Raw genomic sequence first — 13,893 nt, forward strand, 5'->3', positions numbered from 1 at the left:
TTTCCCAAAAGGGTTAGTGCGCGTGTTTATGCATGTCTTGCTGGGCCCCGAGGCTGACGATCCCGTTGCGGAATTCGTTCATCCGGTAGGTCCAGCCAGGTTCGATCACATAGGTCGTATCCGGTGCTTCAATAATGGCCGGACCGACAATCACGGCTCCCGGCGATAATGCCGTCCAGTCGAAAACCGGCGTTTGCTCCAGACCTTTGACCGGATCGAAACAGGCGGCGCGCTGACCTGCGGGCTCAGCCTGATGCGAGAATGCCCTGCCGCTGACATTCAGCCGTCGCGGCTCCTGACGCACCCGCGCCGTAACGAACACCGTCTCGATGTTGATGCCGCCCGATGGAAAGGCCGCTTCCGGTGAATACACCGCGGCATACTGTTTTTCGAAGAGATCGCAGAGCGCCTTGATATCGTCCGCGCCGTTGAAAGAAAGCGAGGGAGCAGCAATCCGTGTCAGGTTATATTGCGATCCATAGCGCATATCGAATTCGAGTGAACAATCGATGCTGTCGCCGTCAAAGCCCTCAAGCTTCAGGTCGCGCCTCGCCCGGTCTGTCATATCGGCAACCAGCGCGTTGAGCGGCGCGGGATCGTCCAGATAGGACTGGTTCATGAAGTTGAACACCTTGACGCTACGCGACTGCTCCCATACCTGCCGAATTTCAATGCTCGACGCACCGAACGCACCCGAAACCGAAGACATGGCCGGCACGATCACCGTTGCCGCGCCGACATGGCGGGCAAAACCGCATGCATGGGCCGCACCGGCGCCGCCGCAGGCGAAAACGGCGAATTTGCGCGGATTATGCCCCTTGAGCGCCACCTCGTTGAAGATTTCCTGTCCCATGCGAGCATCGACAAGGCGGCGCATGCGCCAGGCTGCCTCGATCACCGAAATACCGAGCGGCTTTGCAATATTGGTTTCGATGGCTTCTTCGGCAGCATCGGTATCCAGCAGCATCTTGCCGCCGAGATAATTGTCGGGGTTGATATAGCCGAGCACCAGATCGGCATCGGTGACGGTCGGCCGTGTGCCGCCCTGATCGTAACAGGCAGGCCCCGGCACGGAACCCGCCGAATGCGGCCCGACTTCGAGCTGACCGCCCATCGCCTCATTGATCCAGGCAATCGAACCGCCGCCTGCACCGATGGACTTGACCTCGATGGCCGGGATATTGGTCCGCCAGCGATCGATGACCGGGATGAAATCATGGGCACGGAGCTGGCCGCCCGCCAGAACGCCGATATCGAACGATGTCCCGCCCATATCGGCAAAGATGATGTTCTTGTGGCCTTCCTGCGCGCCGATCAATGCCGCGCCATACATGCCCGCCACCGGCCCGGCATTGTGCGTGAGCACGGCGCGGGTGCGCGAGACCTTCTTGCTGCCGCCGGTATTGTGCACCAGAATGAGCGGGCGGCGGTAATTGGCACGGCGCAGATTGGTCGTCAGATCGCCCAGTTCCTGCATCATCACGCCGTGGATATAGGCGTTGACCACGGCCGTCATCGTGCGGGTATATTCACCGGCCTTGGGCGAGACTTCGCTGGCCAGCGTCACCGGCATCGATCCCAGAAACTCTTCCGGATATTCCTCCTCGATGATCCGCCGCACTTCCTGTTCATGGGCCGGATTGAGGAAGGACCACATCAGTGACACGACAATGCCCTGGACACCCCGATCAACGAGCCGCTGAAGCTGCTCGCGCACCGCATCCGGATCAAGCGGACGCACGATATTGCCATGGCAGTCGATCCGCTCGGACAGCCCCAGAACCATTTCCGGCTCGATCAGGGGGGCCGGTTTTTCGATGGTCGCCATATCGCGAATATCGTGGACGGCCAGCCCATCCGCCCAGCTGCGGCTGCGGCCGATGAAGATCGTATCCTCAAAACCCGCAGTGGTGATGAGGCCGAGACGCGGCCCCTTGCGCTCGATCAGCGCATTGGTGCCGATGGTCGTGGAATAGCGCAGCGCCTCCACATCGCCCAGAAACGCCTCCGGGGCGAGCCCGGCCCGCTCGCCAAGATCACGCAAGCCCCGGATCAGGCCGACGGAAAGGTCGTAATGGGTCGTCGGGGTCTTGGCGGTCACCAGTGCACCGTCCGCGCCGATGGCGCACAGATCGGTGAACGTGCCGCCGATGTCGATACCAACATCGAATGTCATGCTATTTCTCCTCCTGCCGGATACGCGTTTCAGACGCGCTCCCTCAAACCTTGCACCGCCTCGCGGGTCAGGTGCGGTTCTGCTTCTCCCGTCAATCCCCGATCGCCGGATACGATCAGCAACGTGCCGCTCGCCCTTGCCTCCTCCAAAGCGCTCAGGACCGTTGCACTGAATGCGGCCGGGCTGGCCCAGTCGGGTGCAATCGCGCGCGCGCAGCGAGCAGACGCAATTTCATTACCGATCGGAAACGCCAGATCCGGCAGCGCCGGCCCCGTCATTCCCGGCTGTACCGGGCGCATTCCCTTCAAAATATCGTAGTGCTCGGCAAGCCGTTTCAGCGCGCCGTAAAGCCGGGCAAGACCACGGCTTTCGGCCTGCTCCGGCAAGGCCGGTGGTTCCGCCAGAACGATGATGTCAGGACGCAGATTGGCGATTGCCTCGAACTCGGCAATCATTGCCGGCTTGATCTGCTTGAGTACATCTTCAAGCGCGCCGCCAACATGAAGCGCCCTGTGCAAGGGCCCACGCAGTTCCACGACGCAGATGCGTTCGGTCTTGGCGGCGGCAATGGCCCGGTTTGCCGCGTCGGCCAGAAAGGCAGCGGATAAATCCGCCCCGCCATCGGCGGCAATCATTGAAACCCAGACGGCGTCCGCGCCCAGATAGCGCGCGGCCGAAAGACAGGCATCAGCCAATTTCTGCGGGTCCTGCCGCAGAATTTCCGGCGCAACGGCTTCCAGCCGCGCCCCGAGACCGGCAGCCGAGGGCATCAAAACCGGTTCCGGCCAGAAGCGCGCCTGCTTCAGCGCCTCGATGGCTGCGCGGGCGCTCATGCTGCCCTGCCGTCCGTTGCCGTGGCATTGCCGCTCCGGCGTGCCTTGAGCGCATCGATATCGAGTTCGATATCATGCGTAATCGGATGACCGGGCGGCAGATACTCGTTTTCGAGCACCGTGCCGCAGCCCGGACAATAGAATTCGACGAGACGGCAGAAATCGGGATGCGGCGTGAAGCTGAAAGCCGCGCCCTCGACCATCGGCGGATGCGCCTCTTCCATCGGCACTTCGGCAACAAGACAGCCGGTCTTGTAGTTCTCGCGAGCGCCGGTAAGCCGGTGGCCGCAGGCAGCACAACACCACGCCTCATGTTCGAGATCGATGGAGAGATTTTCGGTAATACGGACAGTCATCACTCACCTCCGCGTCATGACAAGATTGGAAAAGCGGTCGGCCCCGGCCTCCCAGCCGGGAGCGACCCATACGGTGGTCTTGTCGCTTTCAAGGATCGCCGGTCCGGCCATGACATGACCTGTTTGCAGCCGCTCAAGATCGAAAACAGGAACGATCTGACGGGTGCCGGCGTCATCGCAGACAACACCGCGCTCACCGGTGCGCGCCTTCGAAGGGTCCTGATCCAGGGCGTCACCGGTTTCCACAAAGCTGAAGTGTGAAACCGCGGCGGCGGCAAAAAGGCCAATCGCACTGACATGCGCCGCACCCGGCGCCTGTTCGGCGATCGCGCGACGCAAAGTTACGAGCGCGGTGTCGGAAAGCGGATCACCAACCTCGACGCTTGCGCGCGTCTCCAGCCCGTCGACCTGGCGCAGGATCGCATCGAGGCGCCAGCAAAGGCCCTCGCTCTCAAAGCCTTCGCCGCGCATATCGCGCAGCGACGCATCATGCATCCGGCCGATCGCCCGGCCCAGCACGTCGTCCAGGTCCGGATCGCCGATCGCCATCTGGACGGCGCTCGAATAGTTGTGGCCGATGTCCATCAGCGACGAGGAGAAGGCAGAGAACACCGCCGAGAACGGCGTGATCACGATTTTCTTCAGTCCTGCCCGCGCTGCAACCTGGCAGGCATGAAGTGGTCCCGCACCACCATAGACCGTCAACAGCGGCTGGTCTCCCGAAGCCCGGGCCTTCAACGCGCCGATGGCTGCTCCCACCTGGCTGTCAATGTGGTCGATGACAGCCTTAGCTGCAGCTTCAATGCTGATGCCGAGCGGCTCGGCCAGCACGGACCCGATCGCCGTACGGGCCTTTTCCGCGTCAAGTTTTCGCGCGCCACCGAGAAAATTGTCGGGATCAATACGACCCAGAACCAGATTGGCATCGGTGACCGTTGGCTCCCTGCCGCCCAGACTGAAACAGGCGGGTCCCGGTATCGCGCCCGCCGAACGCGGCCCGACGAAAAGCCTGCCATCGCGAACGCCCGCAATCGAACCGCCACCGGCGCCGAGCGCCTCGACCTCGTTCATCGGCACATTGGTCTGATATCCCTCGATCGTGGGCCTCAAAGCCACATTCAACCGGCCGTCGCTGACGAGGCCGATGTCAAAGGAGGTCCCACCCATATCGGCTGAGATAACATCGGCCTCGCCATAGAGTGCGGCAACGGCACGCGCACCCACCAGCCCGGCAGCCGGGCCGGAATTGTAGGTGCTGATCGCCCGCGTCTTGGCCACGCGCGCCACCGCCCCGTCATTGTGCCCGATCAGGAAGGGGCCGCGATAATGCAGACGGCGCAATTCCTGTTCGGCGCGATAGAGAAGCCGTGCCAGACGGCTGTGGGAATAGGCAGAGACGACGGCACTGTTGATCCGCTCGTCATAGCCATCGCGCACGGTGATGTCTGACGACAGGAACACCGGGATGGAGCCCAGAAAGTCGCGCGGATATTCCCGCTTGATCACGGTGCGCACCGCCCGCTCGCGTGAGGGGTCGGTTTCACTGCCGGCAAGGGCCACGACCAGACATTGCGCGCCGGCATCGATCAGCACCTGGGCGCGCTCAAGCACGGCTTCCGGCGCGACGGTGTCATCAATCTCGACAATCATGTCGGCTTCGACGATGCCGTGCCCGCCATCAACCATGACCGGCGCAATCGCCTGCCCGCCGGCCGAAACGATGAGCCCGATTTTCGCGCCGGTGCGCTCGATCAAGGCGTTGGTGCCCACGGTGCTGGCAAAGCGGATGATGTCCGCCTGTTCCAGAAACCCTTCGAGAGGCAGGTCCACGGCTTTTGCCCCTGCCCTGATGCAGTTCAAAAAACACTCCGTCAGGTCATGCGGGGTGGTCGGCGTTTTCACCGCACGCGCCAGCCCATGGCCTGCCACAAAACCGTCGGTGAATGTGCCGCCGGTATCGATGTCGATCGTGTATCCCACAATATCTCCTCCCTGAGATACGGCCTCCGGCCGTCCTTTTTCGCCTGAACTTCGTCTGCGTTCCGGTTTTCAGCCTTTGCAGGCGCCGCGCATGACAAAGTCCAGAATGTCCTGATGGATGACCTCCGCATCCAGAGGGCCGTCTGCCCGATACCAGCGGAGATACCAGTTGATGACGCCGAGAATGTTGAAGACAGTGATCTTCAGATGGGCCGAATGAAGCGCCTCCTCAGCGTTCAATCGCTCCAGAATTCCGATGTAGATCGCAACGATTTCGCGCTGGACTTCGGCGGTTTCGTCGCCAAGATCGTTATCGAGTTCACCCTTCCGGCCAAGCAGCATCAGCAACTCGCGCTGATGGCCGATCGCCACGGAAAGGTGCTCGCGAACGACCGCCTCAAGCTGCGCACGCGGCTCGGTTTGACGCGCCGCGGCCTTGCGAAGCGTGGTCGGCAGATTGAAAACCGATTGCTCGAGCAGCGCTCGCCACAAGCCTTCCTTGTTGCCGAAGTGGTAGTAGATATTGGAAAGGCTGGCTCCATGGACCTTGGCGATCTCCCGGATCGATGTGCCGCTGAAGCCGCGTTCCGAAAACATGGAAAGCGCCGTTGCAAGCAGGTTTTCCCGCATATCCGCCGATTGAGTTGTCAAAGCCCGGTCCTCTCAATTCTTTCATCGCAGGCGTAGTTCGAACGTTCGTTCTATAAAATATCGAACCCTCTTGAGAGTCAACGCTCAATTGTCTGGCGACAGTGATTTTTTTGGGAATTGCATGCGCTGACTTGCTCAGATTGGCCCTGCTTTGTGAGCACAGCCGAGAACGGAGCATAGCGTTCAGGCGAGACATCGCCATGCAGCCACCGAGCTTCGTCATCCAAATTATTTTGTTATGGCCGCAGAATGCGGGAGCTTCCGCAAGGCCGGGATCGCACTCGGAATTGAGTAATCGGCAGTCAGCCCCAACGTCTCCGCGATCTCGAAGACCAGTTATTCGGCGATTTCCGCGACGCTGATCGGTTGCCCCGCCCCTCCTGCTGAAAAGCGACAACGTTCGCGTTCTGGTATTTGACGAGGCCCACAATTTTCCCGCCGGAACCCCGAGAGAGCAGCGCGTGATCCTTCAACTGCTGCGATATCTCAGCAACGAGATCGGAGCCTCGCTCGTCCGCCTTGGCGTGTCGGAAGCGCGCGACGCAGTTGCCGGCGACACACAGCTGGCTGTCAACGGCGGCGTAAAAACCGGCCACTCGGCGGACAAGGACAAACCGCCGCGGGCGATCAGGGAACCCTGGAGGATCGAGATGAAAGAGGCGCTGGAAACAAAGGAGGGACGGGCCATGCACAAACTGCGCAAACAGACCGTCGAACCCGCCTTCGGCATCGTCAAATCGGTGCTGGGATTCCGAAACTTCAGGCTTCGTGGCCTCGAAAAGGTCAAAAGCGAATGGAGCCTCGTCGCCTTGGCCTATAACGTCAAGAGAATGGCCAAGTTGAGGGCCGAAACGGCGTGAGGGCGGGCGAACCTCGCCCCAATTCCGCTTCGAAGCCGCTCAATTCCAAAACGACCTCATAGAAAATCCGACAGACTGCTAGCCGAATCTGGATGTCCGATTGTAGTAATCTTAAAAGCAATTATAGAATGCATTCCACTTCAGCCTGGACGGATGCCTTGCTCCGGATCGGAAGCGGTGGATCATGGTTCGCCGACGCGGAGGGGCCCCGGCCTTTGCGGTGACGCCATCGGGTCCCAGCCGCACCTTCCCGCCGGCGTCGCGTCGGGCGCCGGCGGTCCGTTGCTACCCCGGAAAGCCTTCCGGCGCGGTAGAAAATGGCGTCATCGATCCATATTCCGGCAATGCGGCGACGACATTCAGGAGGTCTCCATCGGCCAGCGTCATACCTTTCAGATAGGGAGCGGTGAAATTCGTGCCGATCCCCGACATGGTGTGGTCCACGATCTTCTTTCCATCGCTCGACCGCCACGCCAGAATATGCTGGCCCGGCTGCGGAGCCACGCCGATCACCTGGCGCGAGCCGACCTCGCTGATGCTGAGGGGCCCCATCTCAATATGGCCGAGCGCCCGTACATAGGCGTCGGAGGCGACACCACCGGGATAGTTTGCCGTCGCGCTGAAGGTCGCATCGCTCGCGACGCCGGGGCCAACATCGACCGACCAGTCGCCATCCGCGGAAAACACCGGCGCGAACTTAGCCCCACCACCTGAACCGCCGGAAACGCTGAGAGTGACATAGGTGTTGGGATAAGTGGTGCCGCTGACAGTGGCCCCGTCCAAATAAACGTAATCCATCTCCGGTGGAATCGGCGCCACGGCGCCGGGATCCACGGTCACGGGTTCAGAGGCGCCCGACGCCAGCGTCGGCACGCCGTCCGGTCCCGGCAGATAGGCGAAAGCGAGGACGGTATCACCGGCGTTCGCAGGGTAATTGTCGGCAACCATGCTCCATGCGCCGTTCATCACGGGGACCGGGCTTTTCATCACGCTCTTGAGATGATTGTTTACATTGACCACATTGACCAACGTACCGGGTGTTTCTTCCAGGCCGGCGAAATACTGTCCGGTATAGATCGTGATGACGGGCTTGTCGGCACTGCCGGAATCCGTGACGCTATGGCTTGCGGACCGGGCGGAAGGCGGGCCCAGAGAGCCGTTGGGCTGTTTCACGTAAGCCTCGGCATAGACCATATCGCCAACGGTGAGCGGATTGTCCGGCGAAAGGCTCCACGCGCCATCATTAACGGGCGCCGGCTCGCTCGACACCGGCGTCTTGTCGTCGCCGAACCTGAAGACATTGACAACCGTTCCCGCGGTTGTCTCACTGCCGGCAATGTTCGTGGTGGTGCTGCGCGAGATGACCGGCGCGGCAGGTGCTGATCCGTTACTCTTCGACATTTTCCTTCTCCAGGTTCTGGTTTAAGCTGCAATCGTCGAACTCAATTAATATCGTTAATCAATGGATTCTGCTCACAAGCTGCAGTCAGTACCTGATGGAGAGAGCGCATCCGCTCTGTCGTTACCGGAACGGCCAGGCTCATGATCAGTCCTCATGAAGACGTAAGCGGGGTCGGGCCGGAGACGCCGGCCGAGACGTTTGCGCGGGCGTCTCCGTATCCGTTTTTCATCGCGTTGTTATTGCTGGCCGACGTAGACGCTCCAATTCCCGTTGGTGGAACTCACTCGCGGAAACGTCTGGTTCTTGCGCATGACCGTAACCTCGTGTTCCCCTGCGTCGTACCAGAAAGAAAACCGTCTTGGTTGGGCTGGTCGATTTCGGGCGGAAGCGGACGCACCCCATCCGACACGCGGGACATCAGGTCCTCGGAATCCATAGACATCGCTGCTCTCCATAAGCAGTTTTTAAAAGGGAGTTCCTGCAGCAGGCAATCTGACTACTGCATGCAGAGAACTATATACCACAACCTTTCTTTGTCTATCCAAAAATACAACCTAAGATAGATAAAATGATCAGACTTTTACATGAGAACATGTTTTTTATGGTGTTTCAGGCGAGACCGTTCTTTGTTTTCATTTAAAATTCTGCATCGCATATAACAGAACTTAAAAAACACAACCGGCGCGATCAGACAGCAATAATCGGCGCCAGATATCTGGCGCCGATCGGATGAAATACGACTTTGAGGGGCATCGTTCACATGCGAACCTCGCCCCCGAGTGGGGAAGGCCTCTACGGCCTACCACTTCACCCGGAAACCGAGATTACCGCCATAGGAATAGGAGCCGCCGCTGAGGCCCGTTGCGGCGGTGACTTCGCCGTAGACGCCGTAGTTGGCATTGTTGGCATCGGTCCAGTCATAGGTCCCGCCTATGCCGATCTCGCCGGTCCAGTCATCGAGCGCGGATGATGCCACGAAGGTCTGCTCGATCACCGCCTTGGTCTCGCCCATGAACTCATGGTAGATATTGGCGATACCGTAGATATTGCCGCGGCGGGCGAGGCCGTTCGCATCTGTCGATATGAACTCCTTTTCGACCGCCAGACCGAGGCGCGCCTGCAGGCTGTCGCCATTGTCGAAGCTCGCATCGTCGTTATAGGCGCCGGTGAAGCTGTCGATTGCGACAGACGACCAGGCAAGCTGTGCCTGCGGGGTCAGGATCAGGTCATTGCTGTCCAGCAGGAACTGCTGGCCCGCCTCCACCGAAAGCGCGTAACCGAAGGCATCGGAATTCTCAACGCCGTTGTAGAGATCATCCGCCTTGAGCTCACTCGAATACCATGTCGCCTGGGCCTGGCCGTCGGTGTAGAAGCCGTTCTCGCCATACCATGTCAGCGTGCCGCCGAAGCCATAACCATCCGGATGGACCTTGCTGTCGCCATAGACCGAGTCGAACTTGGCCTCACCCGTGCGGTAATGCACCGTCAGCCCGGCGACCAGGGAGCCCGGCCCGTCGTCGTAGAACAGCCCGTCGACGCCTGCCTGGACCTCGAAGGTGGAGAGGTCGTATTTATACCCGGTCGTGGAGCTCGAGGGATCGAGATGCGAGAAATCGCCGCTCATACGACCCCAGACATTCTCCAGGGCCGGCACCGCCTGCTGGAGCGGTATCAGCACTGTGGTCTGGCTTCCGTTCTGGGAGATCTCGGGCGTGCCGGCGCTGTCGACGGAGGCCCCCGGCTGCGAATAGTAGCCCGGGTCCTTCGGCGTCAGTATCGGCGGCGAGACCGGAGCAGGCGTTTCGGCGCCGAGCCAGGCCCGCTTGCCGACGCGCTGGCGCATGGTCGGAAGCTTGTTCATGTCCAAGAGCGCCGACTGATAGCCTTCGTAAAGCGGCACGAAGGGCTGGAGCCGGGGCTGCGGGGGAACCGGCGGGCCTGGGGGGGACGGTGTCGGGTTGCCAACGGCCGAAAGATAGACGCCGGGCGGATAACCGTTGGCGGGATCGCCCTCCAGGCTGTAGGTCAGTCCGTAGGCGTAGATGCCCGATGCGGTCATATCGTTCTTGTCGAGTTTGAACTCGTTCTGGTCGATATGGGTCCCCGTGGTCGTGTCGACGATCAGGACAGCGCCGGGATTGCCGGTCGTGCCGATGTCGGCGATCTCGAGCTGGGTGACGCCGCCGAGGTCTTTCCCGACGGTCAGCACGTCCGCCTTCAGGTCGCCGAAATCGACATCAAGCGCGAGTTCGCCGCCATTGCTGGTATAGTCGCCCTCGACGATGAAGTTGCCGCCATAGGCGCCATCCTGCATCGAGAGCACGCCCTGGTTCGAGAGGTTGCCGTTAAGGGTGAAGCTCTGCCCCGTGCGGGTGCCGCCCATCACACTCGAACCGGCGAGCATATAGAGGTCGCCCATGTCATTGGCGTTGCCGCCGTCATAGCCGTCCAGCGTCATCCCGTCGTCGATGAACTTGATCGCGAGATTCTCGTTGACGGTGAACTTTTCCCAGTTGGTGATGTTGCGGCCGGCGACGCTATCGTTGCTGGCGGCGAAGGTGATCTCGTCGATATCCGAACTGATCCTGCTTTCCGGCGCACCGCCATCCTCGCCGCCATCCAAAATGGCCGCCGCGAAGTTGGCGGAACCCGGAACCTCGATCAGGGCCGTGTCATTGCCGCCCTGGCCGTAGAACCCGCTGTTGAGTGTGCCGCCGGACCAGATGAAGGCATCCGATCCCTGGTTGATGGCGGGCGTTTCCGAGGGGTCGAAGTCGCCGTAGATATTGCCGGTGAAGGAACCGCCGGCAAGCGTGAAGCTCGAATTGCCGCCGCCCATCATCGCCGAGCCGGTGACCGTGCCTGTCGTGGTGAGGTTCATGTTGGTGCCGGCCTGGTCGTCGGCATTGTAGAAGGCATGCTGGCCGGCAGAACCGGAAGCATCGATGATCAGGTTGCCGCCGAAGGTGATCGTGGCCTGGGTCGCCGCCTGTCCGGCGCTCCAGCGCTCGGCAAAACCGACCGCCGCCTCGGCGTTGCCCGTGGCGGTGATCGTCGCGTCGTCGAGCGAGACGGTCGTCGCGGCGCCCTGGCTGTAGGCGCTGACGCCGAAGGCGTCTGCACCGGAGACATTGATCGTGGAGGCGAAGCCGTTACTGCTCGTCGTGACATCCGCCGTACCGGAACCGAGCGCTTCGGCATAAAGGCCGTAGGCGCCGCTGCCCGTAGTGGTGATGTGGCCGCTTTGGTAGCTGATGCTGGCATTGCCTGCGGCGCCCGTGTCCTGGTTGGTCACATAGATGGCGTGCGCACCGCTGCCGCTGGTATCTATCTTGGTGACGTCGCCGGTAAACTGGGCCGAGCCGTCATTTGACGATTCCAGATAGACTGCATAAGAACCGTCGGTCGCTGTCGAAATGCTGCTGCCGTTGACCTCCTCTCCCGAGAAGGCGGCGACCACATTGCCTTTTCCGTGATTCTTCAGATATATGCCGTGGGACGCTGCACCCTGCGTTGAAATGTCGGCCTTGCCGACAGCGGCGGTAATATCCGATGAGGCACCCGTGCCAAGGATCTCGGCGTCGACACCATAGGACCCGGCTCCCTTTGTTATGATGTTGCCCTGAATGAAGAGATCGATCGCGCCCCCCAAGGACGTGGCATAGGCGCCATGCGCACCGTCGCCCGTGGTGGAAAGCTGTTGTCCCTGATCCGGATAGTTCTGCAAGATCATGCTGACCTTGCCCGCTCCGCCCGCCTGAGCATAAACGCCGTGAGCACCATCACCGGCGGTGGCGATATCACCCCAGAAATAATCGGCCTCGACGTCGCCCTTGGTGGTGGTCGCGGCAATGCCATAGGAGCCATCACCCGCTGTACTGATCGTGCCGCCCTGCATGCCAGCATATGCCGTCCCTGTGTTGGCGGCTTCGGCAAAAATACCATATGCGTTTGCGCCATAGGTCGTGATCGTCAAGGGAGCGGTCTGCCCCGCGGCAAAAGCATAGGCCTGGCCGGTGGGGCTCATGCTTGTTGCGTAAAGGCCGTGGGACCCGCTTCCCTTCGTCGGATCCGACGAAGAACCCGTCGTGACCGACCCCGCGGTGGCGTAAACTTTGGCGTCGGAGAGATCTAGCACCGTGTTGATTTCGGCGACAAGGCCGGAGGCATCTTTGCCCGTTGTGGTGACTGTGCCGCCCGCCATGTTGACGGAAACTTCACCGTACCGCCTGCCCAGGGCGTAGACGGCGTCGCTGTTGTCGCCTTCGGTCGAGATCACTCCGCCCTTGATGCTGGCATTCGCGGCGCCCGAGGTGATATTGTAAGCATAGACTGCGGGGGCTGTGGAGCCCTTTGTCGAAACCGTGCCACCCTCGACGGAAACCAGTGCGTTGGCGGTCGATGAATCGTTGCCCTGCGCCCGCGAGTGCAGTGCCGGCGAGTAGTCCCCCTCGGACGCGACGCTCCCGTCGGTCATCCAGATCTGGGCATCGCCACCACCGTCAGCTTCGACAATAACCGTGGAGGAGCCATTTCGAAACTGTTGTGAATCTGTCGCCGCCCCCTGCCCGGTCGACAGCACTGTCGTTCCCGAGAGATTGATCACGGCGTCATTCAGGCCGACCGCGATGGCGATCACCGCGTTGGACTCATCAGCGTTCATCGTGATGGTACCGCCCGACAGATTGACGATATTCTGCGCCTGAGCCGGTGTGTTGAAAAACGTCGTGTTCTGCACACCGCCCAATCCTGTCGCCCCCGGGCTCGCATTGGCCGTGATTGTGCCTCCGGTCATGTTCACGACTGACGAACCTGTACCTGTGTTGTTGATCGTGAGACCGCCCGCCGCATTGCCCGAAACCACGATGCTGCCGCCCGAAAAATCGACCTGCATATCGGAACTCGTGGTCGGGTCACTGGTCGTCAAAATCAAGCCCGCTGTGTAGTCGCCGTTATTCTGGACCACTCCGCTCTTCATACTGACGGAAAGATCGCCCGACGCCCCCGCGCCTGCTTCGATCCGAAGAGCCCCAGGAAAATGGTCGACGTCAGGATCGCTGCCCGTGGCCGAGGCGACGACGCCCGCACCGGTATCGATGTCCACTTTAACATCCCCGGTTGCTGCCGCCGCTGTCGTAATGGTCACGCCGCCAGTGACACTGACCCCGCCCGGCAGGCTGAGCGTCAGCGCATCCACGCCAGTATAAGTGATGCCGGACGGGTAGGGACCCGAACAGGTCGCGGTCGGCGGCGCTCCGCAGTCATCGGCATAGGCCGCGCCGGACGGCAGCCCGATCGCGACGGCGGCCGCGATGATCGCTCTGGCAGAGACGGACGACAACATCGACGAAGACGAGACGCAAAAGCGTATTTCGCTGTTCTCATAAAATAACATTTCAGCTCTCCTGAACCTACGAACAAATCGATAAATAAAAAATCCACTTTAATGGTTAATTTTGAATTAAACTTATTTTAAACTCGATTATAACTTTCATTATATATTTAAGTTAATAATAATATTGTTTTTTAGGCGAAACTAAATTTAAAGAAATATCAATTGTATTAATTTATCAAGGAATGACATTCTCTGTTCAAAGCTGATAGGCTTCTACGGGCAATAGCGAACGGATGTATC

8 protein-coding genes and 1 pseudogene are annotated in these 13,893 nt (G+C 60.4%); 2 read left to right on the forward strand and 7 right to left on the reverse strand.

Annotated features, from left to right (window positions below):
• Nucleotides 1-13 precede the first annotated feature (13 nt).
• The 5 genes from HQ843_RS25240 to HQ843_RS25260 all read right to left on the reverse strand — a co-directional run bounded on the left by HQ843_RS25240 (nt 14) and on the right by HQ843_RS25260 (nt 5,996).
• The gene (locus HQ843_RS25240; RefSeq protein WP_180900619.1) at nt 14-2,176 is read right to left on the reverse strand and encodes a hydantoinase/oxoprolinase family protein; all 2,163 of its coding nucleotides are present in this window, start codon (nt 2,174-2,176) and stop codon (nt 14-16) included.
• A gap of 29 nt (nt 2,177-2,205) precedes the next feature.
• Nucleotides 2,206-3,009, reverse strand: a complete 804-nt coding sequence (locus tag HQ843_RS25245) for a hypothetical protein (protein WP_180900618.1) — start codon at nt 3,007-3,009, stop codon at nt 2,206-2,208.
• Nucleotides 3,006-3,365 carry an acetone carboxylase subunit gamma gene (locus tag HQ843_RS25250; protein ID WP_180900617.1) on the reverse strand — a complete coding sequence of 120 codons (360 nt, stop codon included), beginning with the start codon at nt 3,363-3,365 and terminating at the stop codon, nt 3,006-3,008. The genes HQ843_RS25245 and HQ843_RS25250 overlap by 4 nt, the downstream gene beginning before the upstream one ends.
• A gap of 3 nt (nt 3,366-3,368) precedes the next feature.
• Complete coding sequence (locus tag HQ843_RS25255; RefSeq protein ID WP_180900616.1) at nt 3,369-5,345, reverse strand: hydantoinase/oxoprolinase family protein; 1,977 nt, start codon at nt 5,343-5,345, stop codon at nt 3,369-3,371.
• Between the two features lie 69 nt (nt 5,346-5,414).
• Entirely contained in the window at nt 5,415-5,996 is a 582-nt protein-coding gene (locus tag HQ843_RS25260) for a TetR family transcriptional regulator (RefSeq protein WP_180900615.1), read from the reverse strand.
• A 383-nt stretch (nt 5,997-6,379) separates the two neighbouring features.
• Here HQ843_RS25260 and HQ843_RS29830 point away from each other — a divergent pair.
• Both HQ843_RS29830 and HQ843_RS29610 read left to right on the forward strand, forming a co-directional pair.
• Nucleotides 6,380-6,553, forward strand: a pseudogene (locus HQ843_RS29830) (TniB family NTP-binding protein); the annotation flags it as partial.
• A gap of 6 nt (nt 6,554-6,559) precedes the next feature.
• The gene (locus tag HQ843_RS29610) at nt 6,560-6,856 is read left to right on the forward strand and encodes a transposase (RefSeq protein ID WP_256432961.1); all 297 of its coding nucleotides are present in this window, start codon (nt 6,560-6,562) and stop codon (nt 6,854-6,856) included.
• Nucleotides 6,857-7,141: 285 nt separating this feature from the next.
• Here HQ843_RS29610 and HQ843_RS25270 read toward each other — a convergent pair whose 3' ends face one another.
• A complete protein-coding gene (locus HQ843_RS25270) occupies nt 7,142-8,257 on the reverse strand; it encodes a hypothetical protein (protein ID WP_180900614.1) in 1,116 nt (371 codons plus the stop codon).
• An 800-nt stretch (nt 8,258-9,057) separates the two neighbouring features.
• Nucleotides 9,058-13,653 carry an autotransporter outer membrane beta-barrel domain-containing protein gene (locus tag HQ843_RS25275; RefSeq protein ID WP_180900613.1) on the reverse strand — a complete coding sequence of 1,532 codons (4,596 nt, stop codon included), beginning with the start codon at nt 13,651-13,653 and terminating at the stop codon, nt 9,058-9,060.
• Nucleotides 13,654-13,893 lie beyond the last annotated feature (240 nt).

The sequence above is a fragment of the Martelella sp. NC20 genome (assembly GCF_013459645.1).
In the GTDB taxonomy this organism is placed as follows: Bacteria; Pseudomonadota; Alphaproteobacteria; order Rhizobiales; family Rhizobiaceae; genus Martelella.

What these genes read in the sequence shown, in the direction of transcription:
- HQ843_RS25240 (WP_180900619.1), bottom strand. Translation starts at nt 2,176, where the DNA reads ATGACATTCGATGTTGGTATCGACATCGGCGGCACGTTCACCGATCTG.
- HQ843_RS25245 (WP_180900618.1), bottom strand. Translation starts at nt 3,009, where the DNA reads ATGAGCGCCCGCGCAGCCATCGAGGCGCTGAAGCAGGCGCGCTTCTGG.
- HQ843_RS25250 (WP_180900617.1), bottom strand. Translation starts at nt 3,365, where the DNA reads ATGACTGTCCGTATTACCGAAAATCTCTCCATCGATCTCGAACATGAG.
- HQ843_RS25270 (WP_180900614.1), bottom strand. Translation starts at nt 8,257, where the DNA reads ATGTCGAAGAGTAACGGATCAGCACCTGCCGCGCCGGTCATCTCGCGC.
- HQ843_RS25275 (WP_180900613.1), bottom strand. Translation starts at nt 13,653, where the DNA reads ATGTTATTTTATGAGAACAGCGAAATACGCTTTTGCGTCTCGTCTTCG.